Origin of the sequence: Chitinophaga silvisoli (genome assembly GCF_003412465.1) — a bacterium.
Lineage (GTDB): Bacteria > Bacteroidota > Bacteroidia > Chitinophagales > Chitinophagaceae > Chitinophaga > Chitinophaga silvisoli.
Genome location: NZ_QTJV01000001.1, coordinates 159,575 through 180,552, shown reverse-complemented (window position 1 = coordinate 180,552; position 20,978 = coordinate 159,575). Strand labels below are relative to the sequence as shown.

Here is a 20,978-nt window from a genome sequence, read left to right as displayed (position 1 = left end):
ATGAAACACAAAAGGTTACCCTGTTTCGGAGGTAACCTTTTGTATTCCTGTATTTCATAGAGCAGCAAAGATACTCATTTTATCCGGGCAAGGCGGGCATAAATTTCCATCATACCAGTTTGACCTAATAAATCTTTGTCCGTCTTACGGCCTACCAGTCCGCTTTGATCGCTTTCGCTAGCCCATACTTTGTCGGCATCTTCCTGCATTGCATTGATATACTGTCGGTTACCATCCACAGCGTACAATGCTTCGTATCCTCTGAGCAGAACAGCGTTGAACCAATAGGAATATGGGAACCTGCCCTGACGGAAGAAGTGAGCATAACTGCCTGCTGCTATATGCTGTGCAGCTTCCAGGTAATGCTTATCTTTTGTAATGTGATATAGTTTGACATTGGCCTCCAGCATCGTACCCGCATTGTAGGTATAGGTAGCGGAGTCGATCCTGAGTGACGGCACATGAATCATATCGTAGTAGAAGCCTTCCGGTGCCTGCAGGTATTTGTTGACCCAATTGTACAACAACAAAGCCGTGTCGAGGTAGCTTTTCTGTTTGGTAGCATCGTATAACTGTAAGGCTACCAATATGCCCGGGCCATTAGAACAGGTGTTCTTACCACCCTTATCGCCCTCTTTCCAGTATAAACCACCACCGGATACGGTATCAAAGCCCGTCATCATAAATTTATAGATTTCCGTGGCTTTTTCAAGGTACCATTTTTTCTTTGTGCGCTTGTACGCATCCAGGTAGGCAATGGCGATCCACTGATTGTCGTCATAGAACCTGTCGCCACCCTTTTCTTTCACGACATAGGAGTCGTAGCCCGGGGCCGGCGCTTTCTTGTCGTAATAAGCATTAATAGCGGTAATAACGGTGGGCATGTAATGCTTGCCCGGGTGGATGGCTTCCATCTCGTTGGCAGCCTGAATGAGACCACACAATGGCCAGAGGTAGGAATGAGGATTTTCATTCTTCTCTTTGTTGGTAGTTTCATAATAGAGTTTGTTCTGCGCGTCATAAAGGTTCCTGCTAACTGATGACCAGAGTGTGTCTGCGTGGGTTTTGTTGGCAGATGACTGCGCGAAAATGCTGCTATGAAGGCATAGCAGCATCATGAGACCTGAGTATTTAAGCATGCTTGTGGATTTTTAGATCTCCGGCTTCGGCCGGAGATCTAAAATTAATCAATCAATTCCAGTTCTTTTAGTCTGGCGACAGCTTCAATCAACATTGACCCGCTGAGCTGGGTGGTCAGATCTGTTGTAGTAGCCGTAGTCGTCCAGCTGGTATTAAATATGACCTGTGGGCGGGAAGTACCCTTCAGCCACATTGTTTGAGCATTTAATAAAAGTGAATTGGCAAACTTTGCCTGATCGGTGCTGGAGATGCTGCCATCTGTAATAAGCAGCATTAAGTAGCGTACCAGGATCCCTTTGAAGAGACCACCATCTCCCCCACCCTCATCTTTAAAGATGTTGTTGCTGGTGAATTCACTGCCCAGGGCGTTATTCGCTGTTCTCAGTGCATCGGCAATGTAGGTATTATCGCCGGTGAGCTTGTATAACTCTACTGCGGCACCGATGAACACTCCCTGGTTGTAGGTAAACTTCCAGGCTTTGTTCGTACCACTGACATCCAGGCCATCCCATACCAGGCCCGTGGTTGGATCTACCAGGTTATCTTTTTGCCACTGATAGATTTTTTTGGCCCAGGCCAGGTCATCGCCTTTATGATCCAGCTGGTAAAAGCGGGAAGCGATGATGCTGGCGGGCGCATTGGCGGGCGTATTTTTGTTTTGACGGTCCTTATTCCAATAAATACCACCACCAAAATTTTCATCCCATCCTCCTTTGATATCATTCCACAGGGTGGTAGCAGCAGTTTTGTACTTTGCATCGCTGGTCGCCTCATATGCACGCAGGCAGGCCAGGGTCATCCATTCCATATCATCATAGAAGTGATTGATGATCGTATTGCCATTCTTTGCCTGTGCACCATCCAGCAGCTTATCCATACGGGCTTTGATGGCAGGATCACCTGTACGAAGGTACGCATCTACCAGCAGGTCCAGCGCATGGGCATTGGGCCAGTAGTTGAACGTCTGATCACTGCTATTATTCTTGTTAAAGTAATTGCCACTCTGGTTGTACCAGCCACTGATCAGCGATTTTTCAGTAGAATCAGCGATAGCAGGCCAGTTATATACATAACTCACCGCGCCTGCGCCAGGCCCGGGACCATCGTCCACGGGCTCTTTCAGGCAGGAAGTAAATCCTGTGATGAGTAAGGTGCCAACAATTATCAATTTGCGCATAATTCAATAATTTATTTAATGATCACTTCGTGGGTATAGGTCTTCTCTGGTGAGAAGTATACATTCACATCACAGTTTTTAGTGTCTACATCACTGCTAAACTTGAAACAGTAGTTGTACTGATCAGAATTGGTGATCAGGTGCAGTTCCCAGAATGACAGTGGTGTTGCGGAAGTAGGGCGACTGTTGTCCGCATTGGAAGAACCCCACCATTCGTAGCCCGTGGTACCATCAGCAGCAGTTACACTCAGGCGGAATTTATAACGTTCATCACGGCCCCATGATTCCTGGTGGAAGTTGATCAGCTGATTTTTGAATGACCATACACCATTGCTCACATAATCCAGTGGATACATGATTTTGTTTTCTGGCGCAAACCACAGGCCCATACCAGTGATTTCGGTCACGGTAGCCGCAGCATTGTTAAAGTCCAGTTGCAGGCGGTATACCTTGGTACCAGCAGTTTGTGTACCTTCTCCATCCTGTTTTACAGCCCCCCCGTCAATATAGAAAGTAGTAGGCGTACCGGTATTTCTGTCTGTGAAATGGTAAGTACCATTTTTCAGGGAAGTATAGATTTCAAATACACCTGCTGATGTAGATTTCAATTTCATGGCAGCTGCCAGGTTATCGCCGGCTTCGGTAGCAGAACCGGTCAGGTATACATCTACAGGAATTTCTGCAAAGCCATTGGGTCTTTCCACCTCGATGGTACGGGTTTCAGCAGCCTTCTGGATATTGTATCCTTTGGATGCGTTGACAGTCCATTTCAGTTTGCCTGTAGCGAGAGAGGCGATACCAGCTTTGGCGGCAATAGTGTTCAGGTCTTTGTGAGACAGGGTCAGTTTGTTATTCACCCCACCACCATCAGAAGAAATGGTAGCCAGTGGTGCGGAGAAGTCACCGCTTTCCTTGTCGAACACTACTTCGTACAATACCAGTGAGCCATCTTCGGCACGAGCCTGCTCCCATTCGAAGGCTACAGAAGCACTGGTCGTTGGTTGCAGTTTGATATACTTATCGTCTACCGGTGCGCTCAGGGCAGGTACCGGCTTCATGTTCGTGTTGAGTTTATAATCGTCCTTTTTACAGCTTGCAGCCAACAGGGACATGATGGCTAATATATGCAGGAAGTATGTTTTCATGTTTTGCAGCATTTTTAAAATAAGTGGAAATTCTACCAACCCTGGTTTTGTCCAAGGTTACTGTTTTGGTCACGTTCGAATGTAGGCACCGGCCAGAGGTAATGCTTGGGATTATTGAAAATCCTGTTTTCAACAATGATATATCCATTTGCATCTTTGTTGAAAGCACCACCGGATACCTTGATACCTCTTACTGGTCTGGCCATTACCTGGTCAGCAATTTTCCAGCGGCGGATGTCGAACGGACGGATGCCTTCGAATGCCAGTTCTGCACGTCTTTCGCGGCGTACGATAGTTCTGAGCTGATCGCTGGTAGTGGAAGGATATACTGTAGCACCTGCATCGTTGAAGCCAGCACGTACACGCAATGCACGGATCGTGGTGTTCCATACATTTGCATCCAGTTGTCCCAGTTCATTTTTAGCTTCTGCATACATCAGCAATACTTCTGCATAGCGAATCATGATCAGATTCAGGCTGGAATTGTAATTGCTGGCTGTAGGATCGTAATATTTATAGAAGTAATAACCGGTAGGAGAAGCACCCTGGTCATCCACGCTGTTGGTAGCAGGATTGGAACCCGGCTGCGTAAGAATCGTTTGTACAGTACCGTTAAAGTCTGTGATAGTAGAACCATCATGCAGAATGGTAGCTTCGAAACGGGGATCCCTGTTGATGTAAGGATTATTCTCATTGTAACCGGAACCTGATTCAGTAATTCCTTTACCATTCAGCATTACATAGTCATCCACCAGGTCCTGTGTAGGTACCAGTACACTTCTGAGCAGTGCAACGGTCTGTGGCAGGAAGCTGCGTTGTGTGGAGAAGGTACGGCCACCACCATATTGCAGGTCGAGTATTACTTCGCTGTTGTATTCATTGTTGATGCTGAATACATTCTTATAGCTGGATTGCAGGCTATAAGTACCATTATCAGTTCTGCCGATGAGTTGTTCACAATCATCTACCACAGCCTGCCATTCTCCTTTATATAAGTGAACGCGTGCACTGAAGGCGATAGCAGCACCACGGGTAATGCGGCCCCTGTCCTGGTCAGCGTAAGCGGTATTCACAGGCAGGTCTGCACGGATGGCAGCCAGTTCTGACTGTACAAAATTGAGGATGTCTGCCTTAGGTGTACGGCTGATGTTCTTAGCTTCATTGATGGTGATCAGGTTGGTATAGAAAGGAACATCTCCATACCAGTCTGCCAGCTGGAAGTAAGAATAGGCACGGATAAAACGTGCTTCTGCCAGGATTCTCTTTTTCAGGGTAGAATCGAGGTTTGGCACTTTATCAATGTTGGTAGTAACCGTGTTACACTTGCGGATGCAGGTATAGCGGTAGGACCATTCGTTTGTCACCCTTGCATTGGATGGATCATAAGCACCATCGGCAATAGCGGTTACATTGTCAAAGCCGATACCATTTACATAAGCGTTGTCGCTCAGGGCTTCGTTACCAAAGAAGTAGCCATCGTTCGACATGTTTTCATAACAGCTATTCACAGCTGCGATGGCATCATCGGCATCCCGCCAGTAGGCCTCCTCCGTATATTCGCGTGTGATAGGCTGATCCAGCTTGCGGCAGGAATACAGCGTAGTCGCACTTATGAGTATTATCAGTAGTCTCTTCATACGTTTAAAATTTCAGGTCTATACCGAAAGAGAAGGTAGCTGCATTCGGATAGCTACGTCCTGCAATAGCATTGTAATTGGAAAAAGACAGCTTGTCGTCGAACTGTGTGAATTCAGGATCTACACCCAGGTCATGGAAGCGACGAGGCGTAAATGTGATCAGGTTCTGGCTGGTAAAGTAGATTCTTGCTCCCTGCACTTTTACGCGATCGGTAAAGCGCTTAGGCAGGTTATAGCCGAATTGCAGGTTCTTCAGACGCAGGTATCGGGTGTCGAACAGCCAGTAGTCTGAATAAGCGAAGTTATTAGCATCAGCCGCACCAATGGTGAGACGTGGATATGTTGCATCAGGATTGGTAGGAGTCCAGCGATCCAGGTGTTGTACGAAGGCATGGTCTTCATTGTTATGGAATGCCTCTACGATATCACCACGCAGGAACTGGGTACGCTTGCCAACTCCCTGCCAGAACATGGAGAAGTCAAAGTTGCGCCAGCTTGCACTATAGTTAAATCCGAATGTATAGCGGGGGAATGGGTTACCGAATACATAACGGTCGTTTGCATCGATCACACCATCGCCATTGCGGTCTATGTATTTGATATCGCCCGGCATTACCTGTTGATTGTAGGCGAATGGCACTTTTGGTGCATTCTTGATATCGTCCAGGTTCTGGTAGAGACCATTGGATTTGTAACCATAGTAAGAAGCGATCGGGAATCCTTCTTTGATGATATAGGTGAAGTCAGATCCCTGGATAGATTGTTCACCGTATTTGATCACCTTGTTCAGGTTGTCGGACAGGTTCGCACCGAAGGTGTGTTTTACCGCGCCTGTTTTCAGGTGGTAGTTCACAGCTATTTCCCATCCGCGGTTTTGCACCTTACCTACGTTCTGCAGGGAGGAACCGATACCGGCAGTACCTGGTACAACCTGGAAGAGATAGATGCCAGTAGTTGTTTTATTGAAGTAATCGAAGCTTGCGGAGATCTTGTTATTGAAGAGATCCATATCCACACCATAGTTACTCATGGTAGAGATTTCCCATTGCAGGGTCTCATTGTATGCGGAGAAGTCGGCACCGGGAGCTGGTGCGTTGTTGAACGCGTACTTACCGGAATTAAGTGTTACGCGGGCCAGGTAGTTGAAACCTCCGATGTTGGAGTTACCCACCTGTCCCCATGAGTAGCGCAGCTTGATATTGCCGTATTTGTCTCTGAAGTCCTGGAAGATTTTTTCATCTGTCACTCTCCAACCCAGGGAGAATGCAGGGAAGAACTGCCAGCGGTGACCGGGAGCCAGTTTGGAAGAGCCATCATAGCGCCAGGTGAACTCAGCGAGATACTTATCATCGTATACATAGTTTACTCTGCCGAAGAGGGAGTTCAGTGCATAGAGATTCGGATTGCTGATATCATTGTAAGTACCGATAGTAGAGTAATCGTAGCTACCATCAGGTTTTGGAATATAGCCGCCGCCGATAGCCCATTGGTCATCGAGATTGGTCGTACCATAACGGTTCGCTTTGATACCGTAGAATTCGTTCACAGCATCGCTGCGTGCCCCTACCTGTGCTTTTACGTAATGCTTATCGAAAGTGTTTTCGTATTCGGCAGTAGCGTATACGTTGGTATTGTTATCCTTGTATTCAGATTCAGAATACTGGTTGTAAGTAGGAGGATTGGCAGTAGTATAATAAGGAGCATAGCTGTACTTATTTACCCTGTTGATATCGTTGGTGATGGTGTAGTTGCCGGAAGCGTTGAAGTTCAGCTTCAGGTGTTTCACCGGCGTGATTGTTACATCCAGACCACCGAGCAGGTTATCTTTCTCTACCAGGTCAAAGCCCTGGAGTGCCAGTTGAGCGAAGACGTTGTTACTGTTCAGTGCAGGCACCACGAAGTTGCCCAGGGAGTCCTTTACGGGATAGATCCGTGGTGTACGCATGGCATCGCGCATGAGGATACCGATATCCGCTGATTGACGGCGGAAGAAGGACTTCGTGTAGGCAATGTTTGCATTCACTTTTACGTATTTGCTTACATCTACGCCGAGGTTAGCTCTTGCGTTGTAGCGTTTGTAGTAGAAGTCCTGATCTACGTATTTGTTCTGCAGCATGTTGCCCTGGTTCACGTAGCCGAGGGAGATGAGGTAGCTGCTGCTTTTGCCGCCACCGGTCAGGCTTAAGCTGTGGTTTTGCTGTGGAGTATAGTTACGGATCATTTCATCCATGTAGGACGGATATGAGCCTTTACGTTTCCAGTAGGCAATTTCTTCAGGCGTGTATTGAGGAGTCTTACCGGAGTTCACCAGGGCTTCGTCCTTCATGGTCATATATTCCCATGCTTCAACGTTGCGGGGCAGGGTGGTAGGCGTTTGCCAGCCGTACATACCGTTGTAGGTTACGGATGGTTTATCGTCTTTAGCCCCTCTTTTGGTAGTGATATAAATAACACCGTTTGCCGCCTGGGAACCGTAGATAGCGGAGGATGCGGCATCTTTCAATACAGAGATGCTTTCCACATCGTAAGGGTTCAGGTTCTGGAGGCCATCGCCGCCGGTCTGCACCCCATCGATAATGATGAGTGGGGAGTTGCCGGTGAGACTACCTACACCACGGATGTTAAGGGTCAGTTTAGCACCCGGTTCTGCATTTTGTTGTTGCAGAATGAGGTTAGGGGCAGTACCCTGGAGGGCCTGGAACATATTTGTTACAGGGCGGCCTTCAATATCCTTGGTCGAAATGGTATTGATCGCCGCAGTTACCTGGGTTTTCTTTTGTGAGCCGTAAGCTGTGATCACTATCTCTCCCAGGTCCTTGGAATCGGCAGTGAGCATTACGGTAATATTAGTTCTGCCATTGATACCCACCTCCGATGGGATGTAGCCAACGGAAGAGCAAACTAAGGTACCATTGGCTTGCCCAGCTGGGATCTTTAGCGTAAAAAAACCATCATCATTTGTAGTGGTGCCGAGACTGGTACCTTGCAGCCGTACGTTGACGTTAGGGATACCTACGCCTTTTGCATCTACCACTTTGCCGCTGACAGAGATGTCATTGGCCTGGATGGTGGTAGCAGACTGGCGGTTCTGACGGAGGATGATTTTGTTATTGATTTTTTCGAAGCGGATGTCCAGCGGAGAGAGGATGAGTTTCAGTACATCATCGAGCTGTTGATCTTTGACGGTAAGGGTGACTCTTTGTCCTGCTTTAACTTCATCGTTGGAGTAGACGAAGACGAAGGGAGTCTGCGCTTCAATTTTTTCGAGCACCTGTCCCAGTCCTTCATTGTTTACCTGGAGGGTGATGCGGTTGTCTGACGGCTTTTCGGCTGCATTGACCTGCTGTGCGGCTGAGTAGCGGCCAGTATTGGAGGCAAAAGCCATCTGGGCGCGCAGATCGAGTATGTTCATAACGATCATACAGACGAACATAGGCAGGAAAAGGGAGCGGAAAGTAGCCGGAATAGTGAAACGTAGCGGTCTTTCTTTCATAACGCTATTTTGGTTTATTGTGTGTATCAGTAAATTTTACAGATGTAGGGGGCGGCTAAAAAGGGCTGACGTGGGTGCCCTTTTTTAGCAAGCCTGTACCTTAACGTGAATTATGAATTGTTTTATGATTTCTTCTTGTCAGTGACCCGTTTTTACGCCTTAAGGTGTCCTGTTTTTTAACAGGTGAGTCATTCCTTTTGATGAGTAGTTTTTTTGAACAATGATTGATTGCATTTGCTATTCACTTATCAGCAGTGTACTATCAGTTATATTATAGTGGAATGCTCTTGACCTTGCGAGGTAATACATGATGTCCTGCAGGTTATTGTTCTGGAATGAGCCGGTGAGCCTGTAATGGCGTGGTGCATCATCGATAAAGGAGATCTTTTTGCCAAAGGTCCTTTCCAGTTCAATGCCTATTTCTTCCAATGTTTTATCTCTGAATACGAGGCGGCCTTCAGTCCAGGCTTTATCGTCTTCGGCAGCTGTTGGTTCTTTAATTATTGTTTGCGCAGCGGCAGGCTGATAGATTACTTTTTCATCTGGTGTGATGAAGATGGTATCCTTATTATCAGCAGGGATAAATGCTACTTTACCGGTTTGTACGGATGTCTGCACGGCTTCATCATCATAGGCACGGATATTAAAAGAGGTACCGAGTACATGTACGCTTCCTTTAGCGAGGTGAATAATGAAAGGCCGGCCCGGATTGGGAGCGATATCAAAGAATGCTTCGCCGGTGAGGTATACCTCTCTTGAGTTGCTGTTGAACACCTCCGGATAGGTCAATTTACTGTCTACGTTGAGCCAGATTTTACTACCATCAGCGAGTTCGATAGATGCGCGGGTTGCTTTGCCATTCTGGCGATGCAGCCATTGCATGGTATCGTTGAGGGCGAGATGGGTAACCGGTGTATGTGCTTTATCTACATACAACAATCCTGCACCAAGTATCAGCATAGCGGCGGCGGCTACACTGAGCCATTTCCATACATTCTTTTTTGGCTGAAGTGCGGGTGTGGCATGTATGCGTGCCATGGTTTTTTGCAGGGCCAGCTCAGTATCTGCAGCAGCATGGTAAGGAGCTTCGGTGAAATAAGATTGCAACAGGTTGAATTGTTCCCGTAGCTCATCGTGGTCCTGCAATAGGATCTCCAACTCCTGCAGCTCTTCGGCGGTAGCTTCTCCAGCCAGTTTCCTGGCGGCTAGTGTGTTAAAATGTTCATCGTTAATCATAAATTGAGAAGCCGTTGTATGAGAAGGACAGAGATTATTTAAAAACTACTTACAGCGTAATAGAATTTTATTTCTTTTTCATCTTTAGCGAGACGAATGGCCCTATCACCTCATTCAATCTTTTCATTGCCCTGAATAACTGTGTTTCCACAGTGCGTGGTGAAATATTCAGGATCTCGGCAACATCTTTATATTTAAACCCTTCTTCTTTGATCAGTTTAAATACCCGCCGGCATTGGTCCGGGAGGCGGTTTACTTCCTGATCCATTTTAAAGAGGATTTCTTTCCACTCCATATTTTTAGCCGGATCTGTGGTGGTCAGACCGGCTAATCCCGAATCATCATTTAAAGGAGTGATCCGGAGATTAGAATATTGCTCGAGATAATTGAGTGAGTGATTTTTGACAGCTACGAACAGGTAAACTTCCAGGTTGGAGATATCGTCCAGCCCGGTGCGTCGGTTCCAGATCTTTACGAATACGTCGGAGACTATTTCTTCGGCTGCTTCGCGCGTGGATACGTATTGCATGCAAAAGTGCAGCAGGCGTTCGTAATAGTGACGGAATAGTGCGGCGAAAGCTTTTTCATCGCCATCAACAGCTATTTGCTGTTGCCATAAACGGATGTTCTCATTGTTACTCATACCCTGCTGACAGTACCGTAAGCGAAAAAGATGATTTTTGCCCCTTTCATAATGTGGAAAAATGACGAGTTAAGCCATTTTATATAGGACAGATAAATTAGACAAAATACTTACAGGGAAGAGAAATATTTTTTCAGGCGGGAAATGGCTTCCTTTGGAAGCTATAGTACTCAGTGCCAAAATGAGTATTCCGGTGACCAGTAAATAATCTTCAAACCAGCCATCAGTATAGACTGCGGGGGAAATATCAGTCATTAATTGAAATGTTAATATAGCAAGAATTATATGTGTGAATCGGGGGAAAAAGCTTAACTTAGTATTGTTACCCAAAATTATCAAACTTCAAATGATTAATGTCGGCGATATTTAATACCATATTAGTGATTATAGCTGTTTTCAGCTTGCTGTCTACCTTAGCATTACCAATTATCAGTGCCTGGAGGGAATCAGCCAGGCTGAAGAAGTATAATACGCATCCTCCGAAGGCTTTAGTATTGGAGGACAGAAGAGGAAAGGTAGTAGTACTTGAACTGGAAAAACAGAATGATGCACAAGAGATTCTTCGCACGATGGATGTACTACTAGGGAAGTGACCCGAATACCATAAATTCAATTCAATCCTATAAAACCATTTTCATTCCTTGGATCAAGCAAACTCATTGGTTGCTAACCCATCCACAGAGGCTCTCAATAACCAGAACCAGCAACCAAGCACTACATCTGCCAGTATAGCTGGCGCAAGCAGTGGTACCCTGCTCGTACTGCTAGCTAGCAATCTCCCTGACAATTATCCACTAAAGTCCTGGCTTGTTATTATTGCTCCCAGTGTTTCAATAGCCTTCTCTTTAATCTGGAAGTTCCTTATACGGGAGAAGAACGCGTATTACAAACGGAAACGGGTAGTGAAATTTAAAAAATTACTACTTAAGAAAATTGAAGCTGCATTAAGTGATGGGCTTATCTCTACTGAAGAAGCAGCAGCACTGAAAAGGAAAATGATAGAGATCGAGCTGCAAAGTATAGACAACCTTGCTAACAAGATCAAAACCATTGAATTTGAAGAGTAAACTATTCCGTTTGGATACTTTTGACCGGATTGGTCAGCGCGGCAGTCATTGCTTTGTGACTTACGGTGAGCAAAGCTATGGCTACCGATGCTATCATCGCGGTCAGGAATACTGTTGCACCCACTTCCGTACGCAAGGCGAAGTGCTGCAGCCAGTTGTTCATGAGCCACCAGCCAGCTGGTGCAGCTATCAGGAAAGCTATGCCCACTAATACCAGGAACTCTTTCCAGAAGAGATAGAGTATATGCATAACCGATGCACCTAATACTTTGCGGATACCAATTTCCTTTTGCTTTTGTACTGCCATAAATGAGACCATTCCATACAAGCCTAAACAGGAAATGAAAATTGCGATACCGGCAAAGAGCCTGTACAGCAGGGAAAGCTGTTGCTCCTGCTGGTAGAAGCTTTGCATTTGCTGTGTGAGGAAACTACCATTGAATACATAGCCGGGGAAGGCTTTCATCCATTCATCTTTCAGCACTTCTACCATTTTAAAATCATTGAGTCTTACGCAGGTGAGCCAGCAGGCTTCCCGCCATGGCATGACTACGGAAGGGCGTATATGTTCCCGCAGCGTGTTGTTGGTAAAATCCTTTATCACACCTACGATCTGGTGCCACTCACCGGTATTACCTATTTTTAGCGTGTGACCAATTGCGTTTGCAGGGTCGTTGTAGCCTAACTCTCTTGCAAAAGTCTGGTTGATGAGCAGCTCGCGGATATTCTTTCCATCCCGGTAGTTGCGGCCGGCTATGAGTTGCAGGCCGAAGGTGCGGACATAATCAGCATCGCCCACACGGATGTCGATATTGTAACTGCTGGCTATAGCCCCCTGGTCAAAATAAAAGACATCCATCCAGTTGCTGTTGGCTGCAGGTGGCATATTGGCCAGGGTGATGCTGGTAAAACCTGCGTATTGTTTTAAGCGGGTTTTGAGGGCATCGGCGGCGTTGAGGTCGTAATTACCAAACCCGGGAACGGTGTAAACTGCATCTTTATTAAAGCCCAGGTCAGCAGATTGCAGGAGGTGTACCTGTGCCATGGCAACGATGACACAGATGATCATGATCTGGGAGATGGCAAATTGAGTGATGATCAAGCCACGACGAACAGAGAATGCACCGGGTTGGGGTTTGAATGCCCTGAGGGGTTGATAACCGGAAAGGATGAAAGCGGGGTATATACCGGCAAACAGCGTTACGACGATTACCACTGTGCATAAGAAAACTGCATTTTCTATACTCCAAATGGATACAGGCAGGTGGGCGAACTGCTTGCTAACGGCAGGGAGGGATAACTGAGCAATGCCGGCACCTAATACCATGGCCATGCTGACGAGGATAGCGGTTTCCAGGAGCAGGTCTTTGATGAGTTGTATTCTCAGGCTGCCTAATACTTTGCGGATACCGATTTCCTTGGCGCGGATAGCACTTTGGGCGGTGCTGAGGTTGATGAAGTTGATGATAGCCATGAGCAGGATGAGCATACCGATGAATGAAAGGGTGAGTAAGCTGGTATGGCTGGAGACGTGGGGTACGATGTAGCTGAAACGGTTGTCGAAGTGATTTTCTTTTAAGGGGAGTAAGAGAAGGGTTCTTACTTTGATGATTTGATTGGCGAAGTGGTCTTTGCTGAAGGATTTAAGACGGGTGCTGATAGCTTCAGGGGGTGTATTTAGTGCGAGTTGGACGAAGACCTGGTGCTGGCCGGTCATGCCGCTCCAGTCGTTTTTTACATAGCTGTAATCGTCAGGGTGCTGGCGAAGGGTTTCGAAAGAGACGACGATGCGGAGGGGAAAGTCAGTATTAGCAGGGGCGTTGTCTAAGATGCCGATTATTTTGAGTGGGTATTTGTTATCTAAGGTGAGGATCTGGCCAAGGGCGTGCTGCCAGGTACCGAAGTATTTTTCGGCAGTAGATTTGTCTAAGGCGGCTACGTCGGGTGCTGCTAATTGGGATGGGGAGCCGGAGAGCCATTTTTGGTGGAATAGGTCGAACCAGGAAGGTTCGATGAAGTAGGTGCCGGCATCTTCGCGGAAGGTGTTTGGGGAGGGGTCTTCCTTTATGTTGGGGGAAGGATTTTGCTTTATGCTTTGAGAGAGATCTTGCTTTATATTATCATCTTTTGCCTGGCTGTTTCGGCTGGCGGAGAATTGGGAACCCTGGATTGCCTGGAGCGCTGCAACCTTTTCCATTTGGGGGAATTCTGTTCTGAGTGCATCAGGTACACCAGTGGATACACCGGAGTTGTATTGGACACCGGTGGAATAATCTGTTTGGGTAACGATGCGGTAGATGTTTTTATAATTGGGTTGCTGGGTGTCGAAGCTGGTTTCAAAGCGGATGATCATGAATATGATCAGTGCCGCTGCAATGCCGATGGCAAGGCCGGCGATGTTGAGTGCGGCAGTTTTCTTGAAACGGAGGATGTGGCGGATGGCGATTTTCAGCATAGCGGAGGGGCAGCGAGAATGGTGCCAGGAGGAAGGTAGTTGATAGTCAGGGAGTTGTGGGGAGGGGGTGTTCGGTTTTGGGTGGAGTGGTGTCCGCAAGCGGACGAGAAGTGCTAGGATTGTTTCCTTACAATATCTAATAATTCCCTGGCTGGTACTTTTTTGAATTTCCCATTATTATCGGAAACAATCATCGTTTCATTATTAGCAGCACGGGCCTCCACCAGCTTTTTCAAAGCCAATGCAGTGCCTTTAAGCATCTTCTCTGAGAACTCCCTAATTTCCTTTTCTTTACTACTCATGGTGATTACCTTGATGTAAAATTTCATCCCAAATATCGGGATTTATAATTATAGTTTCAACATCCGCATATCCACTAGCTATTTCTTCAGGTACTGCAGACATATTATTTAAAACTGTCCAAATATTGCAAATAGGGATATACAACTTAAGCAGATTATAAATACCTCTATAGTATCTTCTTTTTATAATATCTTCAGGAATGTTGTGCCCTCCCCTTTCTACGCGTTCAGCCACTCTGGACATAGCAAACTCAGGAGAATTTAGCCAAAAGTATAATAAGGTCACTGTGTAGCCTACTGTTCTGGCTTTCTTTATGAAGGAAGCATAGCTTCTTGTAGATAAAGTTGTCTCAAAAGCAAAATCCACATTCTCTTCCAATAAGGTATTTATTCTTTGCAGCATTAATCTACCAGCTTCAAGCGCCACACTTTCCGGATTAAATGGAGATAACCCTGCTGCAATACTGTCTGCATTTACAAACTCCTTACATTCCAATATCTCAGGCAGTACGGTATAACTGGCCGTCGTCTTACCAGCGCCATTGCAACCTGCTATTATATAAAGGTTCGGCATTATTAAATTTAATGAATAATCAGCTTTTACTGGCAAACTTCTCGCGCTGCCCTAAATAGAGCCCTCCAATTACTAAAATCGTCCCAACCCATGTAAACCATGTAATCGCTTCATGCAATAAAATCGCGGCATAAATAAACCCAAACACCGGACACAGAAAAAGCCATAATGATGCCCGCACTGCATCCCGTTTTACCAGGTAAAAAAAGAGTTGTAAAGCGGTCACCGATACCGGCAGCACCAGCCATAATAGTCCGCCCCAGAAATTGAGATCGTATTTTGTAGCAGAAAAATCTGAAGTGAAGCAGGTAAAAGGCAATAGCAGCAAACCTCCCAAAAAGACCTGCCAGCCATTGATCACAAGATTTGATAACTCCCATTGGATACGTGAATAATAGACTGTAGCTGCAGAGACGGATAGCATACCTGTCAATAATATAATCAGTCCTGCGAGGGAGCCATGACTTTGGGCCAGTGATGGATAAGTAGCAATGGCAACACCCGATAAGCCCAGGAACATCCCGGTGACCTCATACCATTTTAATGGTCGCTTGAGCCATAAAGCTGATATCGCCATAATGAATAAAGGATTGGTTGCCGTAGCCAGGGTACCGATACCGGCCGAGACAGATTTCATGGCTATGACATATAGACTCAGGTATAAGGTGGTATTCAGCAGGCCAAATATGAGCAGCTGCTTCCATTCATTGCCCTTAGGCATTCTATGTTTCCCTTTCTGGACAAGATAAGCGAATAGCAACATACCACCTCCTGCGAGGAAAAACCGAAAGTTGGCTAATATTAATGGTTCTGCGGACCTGATCCCAATCTTTGTAGCCACGCTGGCCGAAGCCCATAGCATGGCGAATAATACACCGAATACAACTTGACGCATTTGATACACCCTGGTTACTTGTCCAAAGGTAAAAAAATCGCCGATCACTGATGCCTATGGTATCAGTGATCGGCGTTGGAAAAAAACGGCCTGCGGCCAGCTTAAAAATTCAACCTTACTTCCCGAAGGTCAGCCCCGGCCAGTCATCTGTCCTGAAGGGGCTTGCGGGCAATCCGGCACCATTATATAAATTTCCCTGTGGATTATTGGCCCAATTATACCTCACCGCCACAGGATGTGGCACTTCTTCACTCCACACTACTACCTGATTTCCTTTAATTGTGGCCTGCGCCCAATGGAATTGCTTATCCTCACCGGCAACAGCGAAACCTTTTAAGGTTCCCCCCTGCTTTGCCTGCAAGCCTTCATTGGTATTCCTGAAGTTGAGCGTGACTTTATTTCCTGCCACCTGTTTAGACACGTAGACAGGGCCGGAATAAGCAATCTTCTCTCCATACACCTGTGCCCTTGCGATGAGAGCCAGCCGATGGCCTACCTCCTGCTTGTTTTTAGGATGAATATCCTTTGCATCTCCGATATCAATCGCCGAAGCCATACCTGTGGCTGGCAATGACAATGTTTTTAACTGCGCTTCACGCAATTCTGCCCAGTCAGACTCCACCGGCTGCGCATCCACATCCTTGAAATTAGCCAGCTGCACGAAATAAAAAGGAAAGTCCCCCTGCTTCCATTGCCTGCGCCAGTCCTTTATCATGAGTGGGAATAATTCCCGGTATTGGTAGGCCCTGCCCGCATTGCTCTCTCCCTGGTACCAGATCACTCCACGGATTGTATAAGGTATTACCGGATGAATCATTGCATTATATAAAAGTGTGACTTTATTTGGATTAGATGGAGACTCCGGTGTGGACAGTTGTTCATACTTCTTCACAGAGTCCGCAAACGCAGGCATTTTCTTCAAAGATTCCCCACTCGTCCACGCTTCTGCTACAGTGCCTCCCCACGATGTGAGGATGATTCCCACCGGTACCTGCTCATAACCATTTATTTCGCGGGCAAAAAAGTAGGCCACGGCAGAAAATTCAGGAATACTTTGCGGCGTACAGGCCTGCCAGGCACCGTCCCAGACAGCTGCTGTATCCAGCGCCACGGTACTGGTTGTACGTTTTATCATGAGCAAACGGATATCAGGATAGTTGGCGGCTTTGACTTCCTGCTCATAGTTGCGGATCTTGCCCCAGCCCTGTAGCGGCATTTCCATATTGGACTGGCCGGAAGCTACCCACACTTCCCCTAATAATATATTATCGAGGTGGATAGTGTTCTTTCCTTTTAACGTCATTTCGTAAGGGCCACCAGCAGGCATTGCGGGTAATGTGATTTGCCATTTACCTTTTTCTGTTGCAACAGTTTTAACTGTTTTTCCTTTAAAAGTAACAGCTACAGCCTCGCCTTTATCGGCCCATCCCCATATGTGTAATGGTTTATTACGCTGCAACACCATATTGCTTCCAACTAAAGCAGGCAATTTAATATCAGCATAACAAAAAGTAGTAAATAATGATAACACAGTGGTACTGAGGATCGTGGATAATCGCATGGAATGTGTTTTTAAATGATCTGTACAAGTTACAAAAGTTTGGCACGAATTTTTTATAACAGTTTTTATTAAAATGAAACTATCATGGCAAACGGTATCATCACTTTCGATTTTGACATTAAGGCGCTTCACTATTTGAATTCAAATAGCCGCTTTATCAGAGCAACTGCAGATGCCAATGGTAATATCGACATTGCAGCGGCAGCGTTACAATATTATAATACGACCAATACTCATTTCGATATGGAACTGGAAAGCGAAGAAGACGTGAATAGATTTAAACATGTAGCTCGTCGGTTTTTCAGCTGTTTCAGTGAGAATTAAATATTCTTCAATGGCTCCTGTAAGAGCCGGGTTCCTGTAAGAACCATTTGATATGATACTTATTCGTTTAGTGCAAGCAGTTTTCATCTAATTGTAAACTCCCAAAAGTTTCACCCATTGTAACTCTAAAATAGCTTCATCCATTTGTAAGCTCCCAAAAATTTCATCCATTTTACCCCCGATCTTTCATCCATTTCACCCTGAATCTTTCATCCATTTTGCCCAAACTTTTTCGTCCAATTGTAAGCTCCAAACTTTTCGTCCAATTGTGACCATTGCATTTCATCCAATTGCTGCCCCCGATCTTTCATCCCATTAACGACCCCCGATTTTTCATCCACAGTGCCGGCCCCAAATATTCATTGTTTCCCCGTTTCGTTCATTGTTCCCCAAACCCCAAACATTCATTGTTTCCTTATTACATCCATTTTATTTCCTCAATAGGCATCCATTTCCCAAAAAAGTGAGCAGCCTGCGAAACAAGTATTCGCAGGCGCTTTTTTTATAAACGCATAAGGCCTGGCAGTTGCCAGGCCTTATGCGTTCAACAATGTAATGTAGGTAAAGGAATAAATAAGATTTAAAAGGAAAGGTCGCCAGGAATGACAACCTTTTTCTACCATATCCTAATAAAAACCAAGCTCTTAACAGTATATGACCATGCTCATATACATATATATTGAATAAATTATTTCAGATTGTTAATTACCAATAGTGAAGTCTCAGGATAGTATGACATAGTGCATCACAAATATAAACAAGCCTGTTTTCGTGACGTGTAGTACAATTACTACACCCTCAAAACAAAGATGGGGAAGCCCGTAGAAAGGCCTCCCCATCCTATTCCGGCTGATTGCAGCCAATTATTTACCCAGCTTCTTTGATAACATTTCCATAAAATAACCACCTACCACACTTCTCGCCTGGAAGCCTACCATCTTACCATCGGTCGTCTCATGCCAGTCAGAAATAGGTACACGGCTGCTGGTCTCCAGTGCATATTTATACACCGGTGTGATCAGCGCTTCAAAATCAGATTGGTTATCGGTCAATGTAGCCGTCCACACAATCCAGTCAGATTTAGTGTAAGTCTTACGGCTATCCAGCGGCAAACCATATTTCTGTTGTTGTGTCAGGTAGTACTTAATTTCCTTGTCATATACTGCCTTAGGAAACAGGTCCAAACCCAGTACCTTGTCCCAAACCAGGTTGTACTTCTGGCTCCAGGTACCCTTGCGTTCAAAAGCCAGTGTAAAGTGGTCTCCATCATCAGCCAGTTTGATCCAGTTAGCCACCATGTTCCTGGCAGCTGTTCTGAATTTTTCTGCTGTCGCTTTCTCTCCCAGCTGATCAGCCAGACTTGCATAACAGCCCAGGCCTACGATTGCCTTTACTGACAGGTTTGCATTACGTGCCAGGTGGCCGGCAAAGTCGTCCGTACACAGTTGGTTAGCAGGATCGAAACCTTCTTTCAACAGGTACTCTGCCCAGGTAGTAAGCGTCTTCCAGTGCTTCTTCGCATAGTCTGCATTACCTTCTGCTTTAGCAATAGCAGCTGTCAGAATGATCATATTTCCTGATTCTTCTACAGGCATACCTTCGCCATATACCTGGCCATTTGCCAGCGGATATGTACCCAGGTCATGTGCTGCATAAGGCTCAGTATATTTACCGCTTTCGCTGAAGTAGAAGATACCGTTTGTCATACCCTTCATCAGATCAGGATTGTAGATCAGGAACAAAGGAGCGGAAGGATAAGTGACATCTACCGTATTGATACAGCCATTGCTGAAATTCTCTTTGGAAAGGAACAGGATTTCACCGGTAGGGCTCTTCACCAACTTGTGTGCAGCGATGCTCTGACGATACCCGAGTACGCACAATTTTGCATAAGTATCGCCACCTGCTTTGGTAGCATCGGCATACATCTGTTTGTCGAAGGTGTTACAACGTGCCAGGATAGCACCATAATCTTTATTTGCTGCAGCCAGTTCTTTTTCGATGGTGAAACTATCATCCTTCTTCCACCATGGACGGAGATTAGTACCGAAGTACTGAATGCTATAGATGTCATCGTAACCAATCAGCACTACCTGCTCTTTGGATGTTGCGCCTACTTTACCCAGTTTTACCACTGTGTTCAGCATCAGTTGTTTGCCACTGTTTACTGTTTTTGGTTTACCTACGAAGGCAGCAATGGCATCACCATCTGTAGTTATTGTCTGGGTAGCATTTGCTTCTTTCGGTACTGCTACATATACATATCCCCAGTCGATGCGAAGGTCATCGCCCTTCTTCGCCAGGATGGCCTGCTCTTTCGTACCTGCTTTCAGGATGGACAAACCATTGCTGTTAAGCTGTTGTGCTGTTACTTCCTGAGCAGCAGTATTGGTAGCGAGAGTGGAACTTGCACCGAAGTACACCTGTACATCGTGCTGTGCGCCATCGTTTGATTGCACCTTGTAGCTGATATAAGATACCGGACGAGACATCAGGTCCAGGTCATTCAATAATAAAGGAGAGAGGAAATTCAGTGTCAGATCAACCTTACCACAGGTGAAGGTGTATGTAGTTTGTGTTGCTGTCAGCTGCACGTTTTTTTGCACGGCAGGCTGAATAGCATCTGCCATTGCATTCTTTGGTTTTACTGAGATTCCCGCATCGAGGTAAGCACCCCCCTGGTTGTTGGTAACATGTATGGCCAGTACATTTTTACCTTTCTTCAGGAGTTTCTTTACATCGTCGCTGATAGGGAAATATTGAATGTGATTCAACCAGCCATCGTAGCTGTAAGCTTTCGTACCATTAATATATACTTCAGCGTTATCATCGTGGTTAACCTTCAGGAACAGTGGTTCTGAAGGAACACTATTCAGGTTGAAAGAGCGGCGTACCCAAATGTCGCGGGTGTTCCATTGTGTACCAGACATGTGTTTGTCGTTGGTAAAAGGAGCTTCGCCGGTCTGCCATCCTTTTTCAACGAAGGCAGGAGACATCCAGTCAGCAGCAGGTGCTGTTTCTGTATAAGATACAGTGTATTTCTTTTCGTCGGCAGCAGGTACGATACCATCAAAGTGTTCGCCCTGGCGGCCGAGTACACGGTAAGTGATGCCATCCACTTTCAGCATACCTACAATAGGCTGTTCGGCACCGGTCCAGTGACGGGTAGCTGAAGCAGTCAGATCGTCTGTAGCAGACCAGATGCTGAAATAAGGATCGTGAGTGACCAGTGGATAGGCAGGAGCCAGTTGCTGCTGCGCATGCAGTTGCTGAGCGAGCAACAGCGCGGCAATACCCAAAAATTTGTTCATGGTTTTGTGGAGCTTTAT

The 20,978-nt window shown here is 46.0% G+C and carries 16 protein-coding genes; 3 read left to right on the top strand and 13 right to left on the bottom strand.

Going from position 1 to position 20,978, the window contains the following annotated elements:
- Positions 1 to 74: 74 nt before the first annotated feature.
- From DXN04_RS00760 to DXN04_RS00730, 7 genes are all read right to left on the bottom strand, one after another.
- Complete coding sequence (locus DXN04_RS00760) at positions 75 to 1,139, bottom strand: glycoside hydrolase family 76 protein (protein WP_199414962.1); 1,065 nt, start codon at positions 1,137 to 1,139, stop codon at positions 75 to 77.
- A gap of 44 nt (positions 1,140 to 1,183) precedes the next feature.
- Complete coding sequence (locus DXN04_RS00755; protein WP_116851422.1) at positions 1,184 to 2,317, bottom strand: glycoside hydrolase family 76 protein; 1,134 nt, start codon at positions 2,315 to 2,317, stop codon at positions 1,184 to 1,186.
- Between the two features lie 11 nt (positions 2,318 to 2,328).
- Positions 2,329 to 3,462 carry a SusE domain-containing protein gene (locus DXN04_RS00750; protein WP_116852386.1) on the bottom strand — a complete coding sequence of 378 codons (1,134 nt, stop codon included), beginning with the start codon at positions 3,460 to 3,462 and terminating at the stop codon, positions 2,329 to 2,331.
- Between the two features lie 32 nt (positions 3,463 to 3,494).
- Positions 3,495 to 5,099 (bottom strand): RagB/SusD family nutrient uptake outer membrane protein, encoded by a 1,605-nt coding sequence (locus DXN04_RS00745; protein ID WP_116851421.1) that lies wholly within the window; start codon positions 5,097 to 5,099, stop codon positions 3,495 to 3,497.
- A gap of 4 nt (positions 5,100 to 5,103) precedes the next feature.
- Positions 5,104 to 8,592, bottom strand: a complete 3,489-nt coding sequence (locus DXN04_RS00740) for a TonB-dependent receptor (RefSeq protein WP_116851420.1) — start codon at positions 8,590 to 8,592, stop codon at positions 5,104 to 5,106.
- A 237-nt stretch (positions 8,593 to 8,829) separates the two neighbouring features.
- Complete coding sequence (locus tag DXN04_RS00735; RefSeq protein WP_116851419.1) at positions 8,830 to 9,828, bottom strand: FecR family protein; 999 nt, start codon at positions 9,826 to 9,828, stop codon at positions 8,830 to 8,832.
- Between the two features lie 67 nt (positions 9,829 to 9,895).
- A complete protein-coding gene (locus DXN04_RS00730) occupies positions 9,896 to 10,471 on the bottom strand; it encodes an RNA polymerase sigma-70 factor (protein ID WP_116851418.1) in 576 nt (191 codons plus the stop codon).
- A 353-nt stretch (positions 10,472 to 10,824) separates the two neighbouring features.
- On the opposite strand from DXN04_RS00730, the gene DXN04_RS00720 reads away from it, so the two are divergent.
- Complete coding sequence (locus DXN04_RS00720) at positions 10,825 to 11,064, top strand: hypothetical protein (protein ID WP_116851416.1); 240 nt, start codon at positions 10,825 to 10,827, stop codon at positions 11,062 to 11,064.
- 48 nt (positions 11,065 to 11,112) lie between these two features.
- Entirely contained in the window at positions 11,113 to 11,538 is a 426-nt protein-coding gene (locus tag DXN04_RS00715) for a hypothetical protein (RefSeq protein WP_116851415.1), read from the top strand.
- A gap of 1 nt (position 11,539) precedes the next feature.
- On the opposite strand, the gene DXN04_RS00710 is transcribed toward DXN04_RS00715, so the two are convergent.
- From DXN04_RS00710 to DXN04_RS00690, 5 genes are all read right to left on the bottom strand, one after another.
- A complete protein-coding gene (locus DXN04_RS00710; protein ID WP_116851414.1) occupies positions 11,540 to 13,993 on the bottom strand; it encodes an ABC transporter permease in 2,454 nt (817 codons plus the stop codon).
- A gap of 113 nt (positions 13,994 to 14,106) precedes the next feature.
- Positions 14,107 to 14,322 (bottom strand): hypothetical protein, encoded by a 216-nt coding sequence (locus DXN04_RS00705; RefSeq protein WP_147319807.1) that lies wholly within the window; start codon positions 14,320 to 14,322, stop codon positions 14,107 to 14,109.
- Positions 14,288 to 14,869 (bottom strand): zeta toxin family protein, encoded by a 582-nt coding sequence (locus DXN04_RS00700; protein ID WP_116851412.1) that lies wholly within the window; start codon positions 14,867 to 14,869, stop codon positions 14,288 to 14,290. The genes DXN04_RS00705 and DXN04_RS00700 overlap by 35 nt, the downstream gene beginning before the upstream one ends.
- A gap of 19 nt (positions 14,870 to 14,888) precedes the next feature.
- Positions 14,889 to 15,764 carry a DMT family transporter gene (locus tag DXN04_RS00695; RefSeq protein ID WP_116852385.1) on the bottom strand — a complete coding sequence of 292 codons (876 nt, stop codon included), beginning with the start codon at positions 15,762 to 15,764 and terminating at the stop codon, positions 14,889 to 14,891.
- 115 nt (positions 15,765 to 15,879) lie between these two features.
- A complete protein-coding gene (locus DXN04_RS00690; RefSeq protein WP_116851411.1) occupies positions 15,880 to 17,325 on the bottom strand; it encodes a sialate O-acetylesterase in 1,446 nt (481 codons plus the stop codon).
- A gap of 84 nt (positions 17,326 to 17,409) precedes the next feature.
- Here DXN04_RS00690 and DXN04_RS00685 point away from each other — a divergent pair, with 84 nt between their 5' ends.
- Entirely contained in the window at positions 17,410 to 17,649 is a 240-nt protein-coding gene (locus tag DXN04_RS00685) for a hypothetical protein (RefSeq protein WP_116851410.1), read from the top strand.
- Positions 17,650 to 18,512: 863 nt separating this feature from the next.
- Here DXN04_RS00685 and DXN04_RS00680 read toward each other — a convergent pair.
- On the bottom strand, positions 18,513 to 20,960 hold the full coding sequence (locus tag DXN04_RS00680; protein ID WP_116852384.1) for a glutaminase family protein: 2,448 nt from the start codon (positions 20,958 to 20,960) through the stop codon (positions 18,513 to 18,515).
- Positions 20,961 to 20,978: the final 18 nt, after the last annotated feature.